The sequence below is a fragment of the Stenotrophomonas hibiscicola ATCC 19867 genome (assembly GCF_000382065.1).
Classification (GTDB): Bacteria; Pseudomonadota; Gammaproteobacteria; order Xanthomonadales; family Xanthomonadaceae; genus Stenotrophomonas; species Stenotrophomonas hibiscicola.
In genome coordinates this window covers 153,019-168,040 of the sequence record NZ_KB907502.1, presented here as the reverse complement: position 1 = coordinate 168,040, position 15,022 = coordinate 153,019, and the positions used below count along the sequence as shown (strand labels likewise).

At 65.6% G+C, this 15,022-nt stretch carries 15 protein-coding genes; 7 read left to right on the top strand and 8 right to left on the bottom strand.

Annotated features, from left to right (window positions below; genetic code table 11):
• Positions 1 to 57 precede the first annotated feature (57 nt).
• Positions 58 to 1,266: an acetyl-CoA C-acyltransferase gene (locus tag G370_RS0114860; protein WP_019661304.1), complete on the top strand. Its 1,209-nt coding sequence runs from the start codon at positions 58 to 60 to the stop codon at positions 1,264 to 1,266.
• Between the two features lie 550 nt (positions 1,267 to 1,816).
• Here G370_RS0114860 and galU read toward each other — a convergent pair.
• The 8 genes from galU to cmk all read right to left on the bottom strand — a co-directional run bounded on the left by galU (position 1,817) and on the right by cmk (position 10,103).
• Positions 1,817 to 2,695: a UTP--glucose-1-phosphate uridylyltransferase GalU gene (galU, locus tag G370_RS0114855; RefSeq protein WP_019661303.1), complete on the bottom strand. Its 879-nt coding sequence runs from the start codon at positions 2,693 to 2,695 to the stop codon at positions 1,817 to 1,819.
• Positions 2,692 to 4,605: a polysaccharide biosynthesis protein gene (locus tag G370_RS0114850; RefSeq protein WP_019661302.1), complete on the bottom strand. Its 1,914-nt coding sequence runs from the start codon at positions 4,603 to 4,605 to the stop codon at positions 2,692 to 2,694. The genes galU and G370_RS0114850 overlap by 4 nt, the downstream gene beginning before the upstream one ends.
• Before the next feature lie 3 nt (positions 4,606 to 4,608).
• A complete protein-coding gene (locus G370_RS0114845) occupies positions 4,609 to 5,598 on the bottom strand; it encodes an MraY family glycosyltransferase (protein WP_019661301.1) in 990 nt (329 codons plus the stop codon).
• 3 nt (positions 5,599 to 5,601) lie between these two features.
• Positions 5,602 to 6,780: a lipopolysaccharide assembly protein LapB gene (lapB, locus tag G370_RS0114840; RefSeq protein ID WP_019661300.1), complete on the bottom strand. Its 1,179-nt coding sequence runs from the start codon at positions 6,778 to 6,780 to the stop codon at positions 5,602 to 5,604.
• A 6-nt stretch (positions 6,781 to 6,786) separates the two neighbouring features.
• Entirely contained in the window at positions 6,787 to 7,071 is a 285-nt protein-coding gene (locus G370_RS0114835) for a LapA family protein (protein ID WP_019661299.1), read from the bottom strand.
• Positions 7,072 to 7,148: 77 nt separating this feature from the next.
• Positions 7,149 to 7,454, bottom strand: a complete 306-nt coding sequence (locus G370_RS0114830) for an integration host factor subunit beta (RefSeq protein ID WP_005409286.1) — start codon at positions 7,452 to 7,454, stop codon at positions 7,149 to 7,151.
• A gap of 87 nt (positions 7,455 to 7,541) precedes the next feature.
• Positions 7,542 to 9,227, bottom strand: coding sequence for a 30S ribosomal protein S1 (rpsA, locus tag G370_RS0114825; RefSeq protein ID WP_005416230.1), 1,686 nt, complete (start codon positions 9,225 to 9,227; stop codon positions 7,542 to 7,544).
• Between the two features lie 198 nt (positions 9,228 to 9,425).
• The gene (cmk, locus tag G370_RS0114820; protein ID WP_019661298.1) at positions 9,426 to 10,103 is read right to left on the bottom strand and encodes a (d)CMP kinase; all 678 of its coding nucleotides are present in this window, start codon (positions 10,101 to 10,103) and stop codon (positions 9,426 to 9,428) included.
• Positions 10,104 to 10,300: 197 nt separating this feature from the next.
• On the opposite strand from cmk, the gene ykgO reads away from it, so the two are divergent.
• The 6 genes from ykgO (at position 10,301) to G370_RS0114790 (ending at position 14,799) form a co-directional block, all read left to right on the top strand.
• Positions 10,301 to 10,426, top strand: a complete 126-nt coding sequence (gene ykgO, locus G370_RS0114815) for a type B 50S ribosomal protein L36 (protein ID WP_005409283.1) — start codon at positions 10,301 to 10,303, stop codon at positions 10,424 to 10,426.
• 175 nt (positions 10,427 to 10,601) lie between these two features.
• A complete protein-coding gene (locus tag G370_RS0114810; protein ID WP_227837998.1) occupies positions 10,602 to 10,901 on the top strand; it encodes a hypothetical protein in 300 nt (99 codons plus the stop codon).
• Between the two features lie 39 nt (positions 10,902 to 10,940).
• Positions 10,941 to 11,978: an agmatine deiminase family protein gene (locus G370_RS0114805; protein WP_019661297.1), complete on the top strand. Its 1,038-nt coding sequence runs from the start codon at positions 10,941 to 10,943 to the stop codon at positions 11,976 to 11,978.
• Positions 11,979 to 12,142: 164 nt separating this feature from the next.
• Positions 12,143 to 13,030, top strand: a complete 888-nt coding sequence (locus tag G370_RS0114800) for a carbon-nitrogen hydrolase (protein ID WP_019661296.1) — start codon at positions 12,143 to 12,145, stop codon at positions 13,028 to 13,030.
• A 13-nt stretch (positions 13,031 to 13,043) separates the two neighbouring features.
• Entirely contained in the window at positions 13,044 to 13,574 is a 531-nt protein-coding gene (locus tag G370_RS0114795; RefSeq protein ID WP_019661295.1) for a GNAT family N-acetyltransferase, read from the top strand.
• 4 nt (positions 13,575 to 13,578) lie between these two features.
• Entirely contained in the window at positions 13,579 to 14,799 is a 1,221-nt protein-coding gene (locus G370_RS0114790; RefSeq protein WP_019661294.1) for a TraB/GumN family protein, read from the top strand.
• Positions 14,800 to 15,022: the final 223 nt, after the last annotated feature.

The window sequence follows — 15,022 nt, the reverse complement described above, 5'->3', positions numbered from 1 at the left end:
CGGTGGGTGCCGACCGTTGGTCGGCACTCCGGCTAAAAAATTCAAGAGATCACTGCAATGACCAAGCAAATCCAGGACGCCTACATCGTCGCCGCCACCCGCACCCCGGTTGGCAAGGCGCCCAAGGGCATGTTCCGCAACACCCGCCCCGACGACATGCTTGCGCACGTGCTGCGCAGCGTCGTCGCCCAGGCCCCGGGCGTGGACGTCAACCGCATCGATGACGCGATCATCGGCTGCGCCATGCCGGAAGCCGAGCAGGGCATGAACGTGGCGCGCATCGGCGTGCTGCTGGCTGGCCTGCCAAACACCATCGCCGCGCAGACCGTGAACCGCTTCTGCTCCTCCGGCCTGCAGGCCGTGGCGCAGGCCGCCGACGCGATCCGCCTGGGCAACGCCGACCTGATGCTGGCCGGTGGCACCGAGTCGATGTCGATGGTGCCGATGATGGGCAACAAGATCGCCATGGCACCGAGCGTGTTCGACAACGACCACGTGGCCATCGCCTACGGCATGGGCATCACCGCCGAGAAGGTGGCCGAAGAGTGGAAGGTCTCGCGCGAAGACCAGGACGCCTTCGCCCTCGCCTCGCACCAGAAGGCCATGGCGGCGATCCAGAACGGCGAGTTCAAGGACGAGATCAGCCCGTACGAGATCGTCTCGCACCTGCCGGACCTGGCCGACGGCCAGCGCATCATCACCCGCAACAAGATCGCCGACACCGACGAAGGCCCGCGCCCGGATTCCTCGGCTGAAGGCCTGGCCAAGCTGCGCCCGGTGTTCCGCAACGGCCAGTTCGGCGGCACCGTCACTGCTGGCAACTCGTCGCAGATGAGCGATGGCGCCGGTGCCGTGCTGCTGGCCTCGGAACAGGCGATCAAGGACTACGGCCTGACCCCGCTGGCCCGTTTCGTCAGCTTCTCGGTGGCCGGGGTGCGCCCGGAAGTGATGGGCATCGGCCCGATCGCCGCGATCCCGAAGGCACTGAAGCAGGCCGGCCTGACCCAGGACCAGCTGGATTGGATCGAGCTCAACGAAGCGTTCGCCGCGCAGTCGCTGGCGGTGATCCGCGATTGCGGCCTGGACCCGGCCAAGGTCAACCCGCTGGGCGGCGCGATTGCCTTGGGCCACCCGCTGGGTGCAACCGGCGCGATCCGTACCGCGACCCTGCTGCACGGCCTGCGTCGTCGCCAGCAGAAGTACGGCATGGTGACGATGTGCATCGGCACCGGCATGGGCGCGGCGGGTATTTTCGAAGCGCTGTAAGGTTCAAAGCGTTGCCGGCTGATTGTTGGTTGGCTGTGGGGCCCGGGTGGGTGAGGCTGCCCGGGACACGCCGTAAACCCGTCCCTGGGGGCTTGGCAGCGGCATCCATGCCGCTGACAGTCCCGGTTCACCCACCCGCGCCACCCAACATTCCGCGCGGCGGAGGGATGAGCAAAGCAAGAGCCGGGGTCAGAGCCCTTTGCTGCGCAAAGGGATCTGACCCCGACCCACGAAAAAAGGCAGCCATTGGCTGCCTTTTTTTTGCTTTTGCCCCTGCCCTTGATTCCGCCCTTCCCGTCCGCGCCGCACGGAAACTGTCGAGAGGGGGCGGATGGCCCTCTCCAAAACCGTTGGCGCCATGGGCCCGAGGCATGCCTCGGGCGGGTTGGGCAGGACGCCCAACCCCGGTCTTGCCGTGTGCGCAGGACAGCGCACACGAGCAAGGCGCCATCGAGCCGCCATGGACGGGTTTACGGCGTGTCCTGCAACGGCCCACCCGTCCCGCCCATCACGTATCAATCAAGGCGCTGCACGGAACGCTTGATAAACCTTATTCCGCCAACATCGCCGTCAGCTTCTCCCGCGCCGGCCCTGCCAGCTTCGGGTTGTCCAGCGCAAAGCGGATCGTCGCCTCCACCAGCCCCAGGTGCGTGCCGCAGTCGAAGCGGGTGCCCTCGAAACGATAGGCATCGACTTCTTCGGTCTTCAGCAGCTGCGCGATCGCATCGGTCAGCTGGATCTCGCCACCGGCACCACTGCCGGTCTGCTCCAGCAGCTCAAAGATCTTCGGGCTCAGCACATAGCGGCCGACCACAGCCAGGTCGCTGGGCGCGTCCTCCGGCTTCGGCTTCTCCACGATCTGCGAAATGCGGCCCTTGCGGCCATCGAACGCCTCGGTGGCAACGATGCCGTAGCTGGCGGTCTTGTCATGCGGCACGTCTTCAACAGCGATGACGCTGGCGCCACTGGCCTCGTTGAGGTCGGCCATCTGCTTCAGTGCGCCGTCGCCGCGGTTCCAGATCAGGTCATCCGGCAGCAGCACCGCGAACGGTTCGTCGCCGATCACGGCCTTGGCGCACAGCACTGCATGGCCCAGGCCCAGTGCTTCGGCCTGGGTCACGAAAATCGCGCGCACGCCATTGGGCAGCACATGACGGATCATCTCCAGCTGCTCCTGCTTGCCGGCGCGCTCGAGCTTCTGCTCCAGCTCGTAAGCCTTGTCGAAGTAGTCGGCCACGGCATGCTTGTAGCGGTTGGTGATGAACACCAGCGTGTCGCAACCAGCTTCGATTGCCTCATCGACCGCGTACTGGATCAGCGGACGATCAATGATCGGCAACATTTCCTTCGGAACCGTCTTGGTTGCCGGCAAGAAGCGCGTCCCGAGCCCTGCCACTGGAAAAACTGCCTTGCGAATTCGCTTGCTCATTGGTGCCTGTTGGCCTCACGTGCCGGAAAGGGCACGACTTTAGCGGATGAAATGTAAGCATCCTGTTCGATTGGCGAGAACTCCGGCATTGTCGCGAACAGGATCTCCTGGATGCTGGTGGTGTCGTAACCAGCCACGGCATCGCGCAGGCGCGGAACATTGCCCAGCACCAGGTCACGTGAGAACGCGCGCACACCGGCCTCGAGAATCTTCGGGTGCGCGGTGGAACGGTAGTCCTCGTCCGAATAGAACAGCGTCTCGTGCAGCTTCTCGCCCGGACGCAGCCCGGTGTAGATGATCGGAATGTCCTTGTAAGGCTGCTTGCCGGCCAGGCGGATCATCTGCTCGGCCAGTACGCGGATCGGCACCGGCTCGCCCATGTCGAGGGTATAGATCGCACCGTGCGACGCCGAGGCGGCGGCCTGCAGGATCAGCTGGCAGGCCTCCGGGATGGTCATGAAGTAGCGGCTGACTTCCGGGTCGGTGACGGTCACCGGCCCACCCCTCAGGATCTGTTCGCGGAACAGTGGCACCACGCTGCCGGCCGAGGCCAGCACGTTGCCGAAGCGCACCGTGACGAAACGGGTATGCGTGGACTTCTGGTCCAGGCTCTGGCAGATCATTTCCGCATAGCGCTTGCTGGCGCCCAGCGCATTGACCGGGTCGACGGCCTTGTCGGTGGAAATGAACACGAAGTGCTCGACGCGCGCTTCCAGGCAGGCGCGGGCCACGTTCTCTGTGGCCAGGATGTTGTTGCGCACCGCCTCGCGCAGCTGCCGCTCCAGCACCGGTACATGCTTGTAGGCGGCGGCATGGAAGGCGGTGTCGACGGGATGCAGCGACAGCGCATGGCGGATCACCGCCGGGTCGCCGCAATCGCCCAGCACTGCTTCAACCTCGACGTCCGGGAAGCTGCGTCGCAGCTCACCCTCGATGGTCAGCAACAGCAGCTCGCTGATCTCGAGCAGGATGATGCGACCGGCACCGTGACGCGCGCACTGGCGGCACAGCTCGGAGCCGATCGAGCCGCCAGCGCCGGTGACCATCACCGTACGCCCGCCCAACCAGCCACGGATCAGGTTCCAGTCCGGCATGATCGGCTTGCGGCCGAGCAGATCCTCGATTGCCACTTCCTTCAACTGCCCCGGCAGCGACTGGCCCTGCAGGATGTCGCTGAGCTTGGGCACGGTGCGGAACGGCACGCCGGTGCTTTCGCAGATGGCCACGATCCGCTGCATGCCTGCGGCGTCCAGCGAGGGGATGGCGATCACCAGCAGCTTGGCCGCCGTCTCACGGACCACGGTCGGCGCATCGTCCAGGGTGCCGAGGATCGGCAGGCCCTGCAGCTTGGCACCGCGCAGGTGCGGCGCATCGTCCAGCAGGCCGACCGGCTCGAAATTGCCTGAACGGCGCAGGTCACGGACCAGGGTCTCGGCGGCCTGGCCGGCACCCAGGATCAGCACGCGACGCGCGGATGAGTCCGACTGCAGCGCCTGGTAGTCCTTCCAGGCCCGGTACAGCAGGCGCGGCGCGCCCAGCAGCGCCGACAGCGCGAACGGATAGATCACCAGCACCGACATCGGCACGCCATCGAAGCGCTTCCACATCAGCACCAGCACGATGGCCACCATGCCGATGAAGCTGGCCTTGAAGATGTTCAGCAGGTCGCTGACGCTGGCGAACCGCCACAGCCCCCGATAGAGGCCCACGCGCCAGAACACCAGGCCCTGCAGCAGCAGCACCAGCGTGGTGTCGACGTTCCAGAGAGGGAGCTCGGGGGCGTTGGCCAGGATCGAGTACCGCCCTGCATGCAGCAGCTGCCAGCATGCCCAGACCATGAACAGGTCGTGGCAGACGATGGCCGAACGCGGCATCAGGCCGAGGATTCTGTCCCGCCAGGGTGAAGCCATAAGTCAGGTATTTCCTTTTCGGTGGCGCAATCCATTGCGCAGGAGGAGCCAGAGGACGCTCAGCGCAATGAACCACGCGATCGCCACGGCAGCCTCCCACCTCGGCTGCAAGTTGGAGCAGACATTAAGCACTGTAATACTGAACAGGCCTAAAGCAAAGTACATCCCTGTTACCCGGGCGTGACTGGCTCCTGCCTGCACCGCGCGCTGGTAGACATGCTGGGTATGGGGTTCCATCCAGCGTTGTCCTGAAATGATGCGCGCCAGCAGTGTGAAGCCCGCGTCCACAAGGAACGGCGATGCCGACACAAGCAGCAGTATCCAGTTGATGTCGGTCTTGACACTGGCCATTGCCAGCACCGCCGCAACCGCATAACCCAGCGCGCCACTTCCGACATCGCCCATGAAGATCCGGGCCCGTGGGAAGTTGAACGGCAGGAAGCCCAGGCACACCAGGCCCAACGCGATGGCCGCCAGCGAGTACGGCCAGGGCAGCAACGGCGCCAGCCCCAGGGCCACCACAACGGCCTGGCTGGCCGCGATGCCGTTGATCCCATCCATGAAATTCCAGATGTTGATCAGAGAGGCAGTGAACAGCAGGACCAACACGGCCAGCAGCCAGCTGCCACCATGCACCCTGACCAGCGCGGCCAGCAGCGCGGCGGCGATGAAATGCACCATCAGGCGGCGCATGGCCGGAAGCGGCCGATGGTCATCCCACCAGCCGATACCCGCCACCAGCGCCAGGCCAAGGGCGGCCACGAGCAGGCTCGGAAGCGCTGCGGGCCAGGCCCACATGGCAACACCGGCGGTCACCAGCAGGCTGATGACGATGGCGATGCCGCCACCTCGAGGGGTCGCTACGCTGTGACTGCGGCGCTCGCCCGGCTGGTCAAACAGTTGCCGGCGCAGCGCATAGCCCCGCGCCGCCCAGGTCAGTGCCGCACTCAGCAGGGCCAGGCCCAGCAGCGCGCCCATCACGAGCCACGGCATGGATCAGAGCACCGCGTAATTCAACAGCGGCTTGACCGTACCCCACTCCTTGCAGCTCGGGCACTGCCAGTGATGGGTGCGCGCCCCGAAACCACAGCGGGTGCAGCGATAGGCCGGGTTGCGTACCAGCAACTGGTCGGTGATGTGCTTGAGGTCGTGCAGGGTCGCCGTGGAATCAGCGCCTTCAGCAAGGGTCAGGTCGATCAGCGCGGACTCGCCACGCACCGACGGGCGGTCCTTGAGCTGGCGGCCCAGGTAGGCACGGGCCGGGGCCACGCCCTCCTGCTCTTCCATCAGGCGGGTCAGCGCCAGCACCGGGGCAATGCCACGGTAATGCTCGGTCATCTCCGACAGGAAAGCGCGCGCGCCTGCCAGATCACCCACCTTGCGGTAGTTCTGCATCAGCGCCGGCAGCAGCTCCGGCAGGTACTCCGGATCATTGCGCGCAGCACGCTCGAACGCGCGTACGGCCGCTTCCGGATTGCCCGCGTCGGTTTCCAGGCGCCCTTCGATGATGCCGGCACGCACCGACATCGCATCGGCCTGGTAGGCCCGGGCGATCGCCGCCCTCGCCTCTTCCAGCTTGCCGGCACCGCGGAAGCGTTCGGCCAGTTCGCACTCGAACTGCCCGATCAGCTTGCCCATCGGCTCGCCGGTGACGTCCTCGAAACGGGTCGCGTTGTCGATCGCCTTTTCCCAGTCACGCTCGGCCTGGTAGATGCCGATCAGGTGCTTGAGTGCCTGCGGGGCACGCTGGTCCAGCTGCGCCAGTTCGGTGAACACGGTCTCGGCACGGTCCAGCAGGCCGGACTTCATGTAGTCCTCGCCCAGCGCCAGCAGCGCCTGCACGCGTTGCGCATCGCTGAGGTCGTGTCGGTTGACCAGGCCCTGGTGCAGGCGGATGGCGCGATCGACTTCGCCGCGGCGGCGGAACAGGTGGCCCAGCGCGACCTGGGTCTCGAAGGTTTCCTTGTCCAGCTCGGCGATGTGCAGGAACAGCTCGATGGCCTTGTCCGGCTGCTCGTTGAGCAGGTAGTTCAGGCCACGGAAGTAGGTGCTGGACAGGCGGCTGACCTGGTTGTCACCGTGGCGTTGACCACCACGCCGTCCGATCACCCACCCGGCCAGTGCGGCCAGCGGAACGAACAGGAAGAACCAGAACCACTCGGTGACGAAATCCATCTTCGATCAGCGTCCATCAAAAGATTGAGGGGAGGCAACCGGTGCCGGCGTGGCGGCAGCGGACTTGTTGGCGCGGCGCAGCTGGCTGTAGAGCGGAATGACCACGCTCACCAGCACCAGGCCAGCACCAACGATGACGCCGATCAGCAACGCGGCAATGATGGCCACGCCGACCGAGGTCTTGAGCTGGGTGAACAGCAGGTTGATGGTCATCTCGTCCATGTTCATGGCACCGATGATCAACCCAACAATGAGTACCGCCAGCAGGACCAGCAGACGAAAAACCTTCATGCGACAGCTCCAGTGGCAGGAGTCCGTAGCTTATCCGACTCGCGGCTGGATTCGCACGCGGTGGCGCGACGGGAGGCTCAGGCCGGATCGGCGTCCAGCGGCAGCACACTGCTGACACGCTCGCGCAGTTCCTTGCCCGGCTTGAAATGTGGGACGTGCTTGCCCGGCAGGGCAACCGACTCGCCGGTCTTCGGGTTGCGACCCAGGCGCGGCGGCCGATAGTGCAGCGAGAAGCTGCCAAAACCACGAATTTCGATGCGATCCCCGGCGGACAGCGATCCGCCCATCATTTCCAGCAACGACTTCACCGCCAGATCGACATCATCGGCCTTCAGGTGCGCCTGGCGGCGCGCAAGGATTTCGATCAGTTCGGATTTGGTCATTACCGGCTCACATCAGGGGTATCTCAGCCTGAAACGGCCCGGGCAAGGCCCGGGCCGTCCAGGAAACAACGAACAGCCTAAGGCCGATTACTCGGACTTGTTGCCGTTCAGCTGTGCACGCAGCAGTGCACCCAGCTGGGTGGTGCCGCTGGAAGCCGAAGAGGACTGGTATTCCTCCAGCACTTCGCGCATTTCCGCGTCGTCCTTGGCCTTGATCGACAGCTGCAGGGTACGGCCCTTGCGGTCCATGCCCACGAACTTGGCTTCGACCTTGTCGCCGACCTTCAGGTGCTGGGTGGCGTCGTCAACGCGCTCGTTGGCGATGTCGCGGGCCGAGACGTAACCTTCGATGCCGTCAGCCAGCTCGATGATCGCGCCCTTGGCGTCGACTTCCTTCACCACGCCTTCGACCTTGGAGCCCTTCGGATTGGCAGCCATGTACTGGCCGAACGGATCCTGCTCCAGCTGCTTCACGCCCAGGGAGATGCGCTCGCGCTCCGGATCGACAGCCAGGACGACGGCGTCCAGGGTATCGCCCTTCTTGAAGTTGCGAACGACGTCTTCGCCGGTGGTGTTCCAGCTGATGTCGGACAGGTGGACCAGGCCGTCGATGCCGCCGTCCAGGCCGATGAAGATGCCGAAGTCGGTGATCGACTTGATCTGGCCCGACACCTTGTCACCCTTCTTGTGGGTGGCAGCGAAGGTTTCCCACGGGTTGGCGGCAACCTGCTTCATGCCCAGCGAGATGCGGCGACGCTCTTCATCGACGTCCAGCACCATCACTTCGACTTCATCACCAACCTGCACAACCTTGGACGGGTTGACGTTCTTGTTGGTCCAATCCATCTCCGAGACGTGCACCAGGCCTTCGACGCCCGGCTCGATCTCAACGAACGCACCGTAATCGGTGACGTTGGAGACCTTGCCGAAGACGCGGCTGTTGGCCGGGTAACGACGGCCGATGTTGTCCCACGGATCCTCGCCCAGCTGCTTCAGGCCCAGCGAAACGCGGTTGCGCTCGCGGTCGAACTTCAGCACGCGGACGTCCAGCTCGTCGCCGACGTTCACGACTTCCGACGGGTGACGCACGCGCTTCCACGCCATGTCGGTGATGTGCAGCAGGCCGTCGATACCGCCCAGGTCCACGAACGCGCCGTAATCGGTCAGGTTCTTGACGACACCCTTCAGGATCGCGCCTTCCTGCAGCTTGTCCATCAGCTGCTCGCGCTCTTCCGAGTGCTCGCTTTCGACGACAGCGCGGCGCGAGACCACGACGTTGTTACGCTTGCGGTCCAGCTTGATGAGCTTGAACTCGAGCTCCTTGCCTTCCAGGTAGGCCGGATCGCGCACCGGGCGCACATCGACCAGGGAACCCGGCAGGAAGGCGCGGACATCCTTGATGTCCACGGTGAAACCACCCTTGACCTTGCCGCTGATGCGGCCGGTGATGGTTTCGTTCTTTTCCAACGCTTCTTCCAGCTCGTCCCACACCATCGCGCGCTTGGCCTTCTCGCGCGACAGGACGGTTTCGCCGAAGCCGTTCTCGATCGAGTCGAGGGCGACCTTGACGATGTCGCCTTCGGCGACGTCGATTTCGCCAGCGTCGTTACGGAACTGTTCGATCGGCACGATGCCTTCGGACTTCAGGCCAGCGTTGATCACCACGACGTCGCCGCGGACTTCAACAACGGTACCGCTGACGATGGCGCCCGGCTTCAGCTTGGCCAGGTTGGCCTGGCTGGCTTCAAACAGTTCGGCAAATGATTCGGTCATTAGATTTACTCTGTTGGACACATGGGTCGGTGGCGTCCCCTTCAGGGGAATGGCGACCGCCCGCCTGTTGGTCGACCCCGGAAACGCAGGTCGTGTGTAGTAGGAAAACCGCCACGCATCAGTGCGCGACGGAGCGGGTACAGCACTGCTTTGCGCGACCACTGCCGATGCGGCTGGCAGTGCTCCCGCGCGAACGGATCAGGCAGCCGGAACCGGAAGCAGATCCATCACTCGGGCAACGACATCATCGATGCCGATGCCTGTGGTGTCGATGAGGACAGCATCGTCTGCCGGCTTCAGGGGCGCCACGGTACGCTGGGCATCACGGGCGTCGCGGGCCATGATCTCGCGCAGGAGGTCATCAAAGTTAACAGAAACCCCCTTGTCTTTCAACTGCTTATGCCGGCGCTCGGCGCGCTCCTCGGCGCTGGCGGTCAGGAAGACCTTGTGGGGGGCATCCGGGAAGATCACCGTGCCCATGTCGCGGCCGTCGGCGACCAGGCCCGGCAGCTCCCTGAATGCGCGCTGCCGCTCCTTCAGGGCGGCCCGGACCTCGGGGATGGCGGCGATGGCAGAGGCCAGGGCGCCGGTGGTCTCCAGGCGCAGCTCGTCGGTGGCATCGGTGCCGTTGACCATGACCCGCATGGCATCGCCCTGCTCGACAAACTGAACATGGGTATCGAAGGTGCAGCGCACCAGCGCCGAGGCGTCGGAGGTGTCGATGTCGGCCCAGCTTGCGGCCACGCCCACCGCCCGGTACAGCGCACCCGAATCCAGGTAATGCCAGCCCATGCGGCGCGCGATGATGCGGCTGATGGTACCCTTGCCGGCCCCGGATGGGCCGTCGATGGTCAGGACGGGAGCGAGTGGATTCATGGGGGTCCCAGAGCGTGTGAAGGGGTCATTCTAGCCCCTGCCAGACGCCCCCAGCGGGGTCTTTTGTGCAACCACTTGAAACCACGAGGAAAAGCCCGGTAGAATGGCGGGCTTGAACGAGCGTCAACTGCCGATTGTCTTTCGCATATCGCGGCCACGCTCCACCCGAACAACTACTGTTTACGCCGAGGTATGCCATGAAAGTCCTGTCCTCCCTGAAGTCGGCGAAGGCCCGTCACCGCGACTGCAAGGTCGTCCGTCGTCGCGGCAAGATCTTCGTCATCTGCAAGTCGAACCCGCGTTTCAAGGCGCGTCAGCGCTAAGCCTCACAGCCTTCCGGCTGCGGCTGGCCCTACGCGGGGCCGACCCGATGCAAGAAACCGCCTTCGGGCGGTTTTTTGTTTATGCGGCTTTTTCCTGCCGTTTTTGCTGTAATCGCCTTTCTTGACCACTGGGGAGTAGATCGAGATGAAGCGTTACCTGTCCGCCCTGGCCGTAATGGCCACCCTGGCCGCCGCCACGCCGGCGCTGGCCGATACCCTGCTTGTCGACCGCGCCCGCGAGAAGCCGGCCGGTGCCCTGCCCGTGCGCGGCCAGAGCATGCAGCAGGTACAGGCGCAGTTCGGCGCGCCGAGCGAACAGCTGCAGCCACGCGGTGGGCAGAAGCGGCAATGGCCGACCATCAACCGCTGGGTGTACCCGCAGTTCACCGTCTACTTCGAGAAGCAGAAGGTGATCGACGTGGTGGCCAACCAGGCGGACCCGAACGAAATCGGCCCGAAACCGCCGATCCGCTGATCCCCTTACCCGCCGTGGGCGGGCCTGTGTAGCGAGACCATGAACCAGACCCTTCGTTTTCCTGCCGAGTGGGAAGCCCAGAGCGGCGTCCTGATTGCCTGGCCCACCGCCGATACCGACTGGGCTGACCGCCTGGGCCAGGTGGAAGAGACCTACATTGCCCTGGTCGCGGCCATCACCCGCTTCCAGCCGGTGCTGATCTGCGTGGCCGACGACGATGTGGAGACCTACGCCGAGATGCGGCTGCGCTCCAACCGCATCGACATGGACAAGGTCCACTTCACCACGGCGGCCTACGACGATACCTGGCTGCGTGACTCCGGCCCGATCACCCTGCGCCGTGCCGACGGCGGTTTCCAGCTGCTGGATTTCCGCTTCACCGGCTGGGGCGGCAAGTTCGACGCCACCCTGGATGACCAGCTGGTGGGCGTGCTGGACCAGGCCGGCGTGTTCAACGACGCGCCGGTGCGCAGCATTCCGTTCGCGCTGGAAGGCGGCGGCATCGAGACCGACGGCGAAGGGACCCTGCTGACCACCTGGAAGTGCCTGCACGAGCGCCACCCGGACCGCGACCGGGCAAGCCTGAGCGCCGACCTGGCCAACTGGCTGCAGCAGGACCGCGTGCTGTGGCTGGACCACGGCTACCTGGAAGGCGACGACACCGACGCCCACATCGACACCCTGGCCCGTTTCGCCTCGCCTGACAGCATCGTCTACCAGGCCTGCGACGACGCGAGCGACTCGCACTACGCCGAACTGCAGGCGATGGGCAACGAACTGGCCGCGCTGCGTACCAAGGATGGGAAGCCGTACCGCCTGTTCCCGCTGCCGTGGGCACAGCCGGTGATCGACGAAGGCCGCCGCCTGGCGGCGTCGTACGCCAATTACCTGATCATCAACGGCGCGGTGCTGATGCCGGCCTACGGCGATCCGGCTGATGACCTGGCCCGCGACGTGCTGGCCCAGGCCCATCCGGGCCGCGAGATCGTGCAGGTGCCCTGCCGCTCGCTGATCTGGCAGAACGGCAGCCTGCACTGCATCACCATGCAGCTGCCGGAAGGGCTGTTGAAGGCATAAGCCGGACCGGTAGCGCCGGGCCAAGCCCGGCGAGCGCAGCGACGACCTGAAAATCCGCCGGGCATGGCCCGGCGCTACCGTGTGCGGACGCCATTCAGCGCGCAACACGCTGCGGCCGCCCATCCGCGCTAACATGCAGGTTTTCTCCCGCAGGAACGCCCCGCATGAACTCGCGCAGCCCCCTTACCGTCGCCCTGGTCCAGGAGCGCAACCACGGTGATGCCGCCGCCAACCTGGCGGTGATCGAAGCACGCGTGGCCGAGGCGGCTGCGCAGGGTGCCAAGCTGGTGCTGCTGCAGGAACTGCACAACGGTCCGTATTTCTGCCAGCACGAATCGGTCGATGAGTTCGACCTGGCCGAACCGATTCCGGGCCCGAGCACCGAGCGCCTGGGCGCGCTGGCGAAGAAGCATGGCGTGGTGCTGGTGGGCTCGCTGTTCGAGCGCCGCGCTGCCGGCCTGTACCACAACACCGCCGTCGTCTTCGAGAAGGACGGCACGTTGCTGGGCAAGTACCGCAAGATGCATATCCCGGACGACCCGGGCTTCTACGAGAAGTTCTACTTCACCCCGGGCGACATCGGCTTCAAGCCGATCGACACCTCGGTGGGCCGCCTTGGCGTGCTGGTGTGCTGGGACCAGTGGTACCCGGAAGCGGCACGCCTGATGGCGCTGGCCAGTGCCGAACTGCTGCTCTACCCGACCGCGATCGGCTGGGACCCGGACGACGTGCAGGACGAGAAGACCCGCCAGCGCGACGCCTGGGTGCTGAGCCACCGCGGCCACGCCGTGGCCAACGGCCTGCCGGTGCTGAGCTGCAACCGCGTCGGCCACGAGGCTTCGCCGCTGGGCGCGTCGGGCATCCAGTTCTGGGGCAACAGCCACGTGCTCGGCCCGCAGGGTGAGTTCCTGGCCGAAGCCGGCACCGACGCCACCGTGCTGCTATGCGATGTCGACCTGCAGCGCAGCGAGCACGTGCGCCGCATCTGGCCGTTCCTGCGCGACCGTCGCATCGACGCGTACGGTGACCTGCTCAAGCGCTACATCGACTGAGCCGGAGCCGCGCATGGCCGTCCTCATCCGTGATGTCGGCCCGGCCGACATCGCCGCGATCACCGCGATCTATGCGGTGGAAGTGACCGACTTCGTCAACACCTACGAGTACGACATTCCGGACGCGACCGAGATGCTGCGCCGCATGCGCGACATTGTTGATCGCGGCTTTCCCTACCTGGTCGCCGAAATCGACGGCCAGGTGGCCGGCTACGCCTACGCCAACACCTACCGCACCCGCATTGCCTACCAGTGGACCGTGGAGAACTCGGTCTACGTCAATGCCGCGTTCCAGGGCAAGGGCGTCGGCACCAGCCTGCTGCAGGCCCTGATCGATGCCTGCGTGGCGCGTGGCTACCGGCAGATGGTGGCCGTGATCGGCGAACCGACCAACACCGCCTCGATCAAGCTGCACGAACGCTTCGGCTTCGAGCTGGTGGGCGTGTTCCGTGGCCTCGGCCGCAAGCATGGCCGCTGGCTGGACACCGTGCAGATGCAGCGCGCGCTCGGCGATGGCGCCGAAACCGCACCTTTCAATGAATGAACCCATGACCGAAACCCTTCCCGAGACCGGCGACGATCTGTTCGCCGGCCAGCCGGTGCGCGTCGTCGAACGCGACGGCGTGCGCTACACCCTGCTGGGCACCGCCCACGTTTCGCGCGCCAGCGTCGAAGCAGTGGAGAAAGCCATCGACAGCGGCCGCTTCGATGCCGTTGCCGTTGAACTGGACCCGCAGCGCCTGCAGGCGCTGAGCGACCCGGATACGCTGGCCAAGCTCGACCTGGTCGAGGTGATCCGCAAGGGCCGCGTCGCCCTGTTCGCCGCCAACCTGGCCCTGTCCGCCTACCAGCGCCGCCTGGCCGAACAGCTCGACATCGAGCCCGGTGCCGAGCTGAAGCGCGCGGTGGACCTGGCGCGCGAGCGCAACCTGCCGGTGCACCTGATCGACCGCGAGGTCGGCCTGACCTTCCGTCGTGCGTCGCAACGGCTGGGCTTGTTCGGCAAGCTGAAGCTGGTTGCCGGGCTGGGCGCGGGCCTGTTCTCGTCGGAAGAAGTGGGCGAGAACGAGATCGAGAAGCTCAAGCAGGGCGACATGCTGGAATCGAGCTTCGGCGAGTTCGCCAGCGAGAGCCCGGCACTGTACGAGACCATCATCGGCGAGCGCGACCGCTACATGGCCACGCGCCTGCGCGAGGAACACGACCCGCAGCAGCGCGAAGTGCTGGCGGTTGTGGGTGCAGGTCACCTTGCAGGCCTGGCACGCCACCTGGAAACCGACACCGAGGCACCGGCACCGCTGCGCGCCGAGCTGGAGGCGGTGCCGAAGAAGCGCAACATTCCGTGGTTCACGCTCGGCATTCTGGCCATCGTGGCGACCGGCATCGGCGTGGGCTTCTACCGCGGTGGTCTGGGCGTGGGCACCGAACTGCTGGCGACCTGGGCGATGTATACCGGCGGCTTGGCGGGCCTGGGCTGCCTGCTGGCAGGCGGTCACCCGCTGAGCATCCTCACCGCCATCGCGGTGGCCCCGTTCAAGCCGTTCCGCCTGAGCATCCCGACCGGCGCATTCTCGGCGCTGGTGGAAGCGCGCCTGCGCAAGCCGGCGTACGAAGACTTCCTCAAGCTGCGCGACGACGCGCAGAGCCTGAAAGGCTGGTACCGCAATCGGGTCACGCGCGTGGTGCTGACGTTCATGCTGACCAACATCGGCAGCATGCTCGGCCTGTGGCTGACCACGTTCAAGGTGTGGGGCAAGGTGGCGGGGTAAACCCCTCAACCGGCCACAGAATCTGTAGCGCCCGAGCCCACGCTCGGGCGACGCGGCGACGCGGCGAACAGCAGCCGAGCATGGCTATGCCGGCCGTCCTGGCCGACACCCTCCGGGCCGTCGCAAGCGACGTTGGCAGCGGCTCCTGCCGCTGCCTTCGGTTCTACAGAGACAAACAGACGCGGCGAGCCAAAAAAAGGGGGAGGCCGCCCCACTACGACCG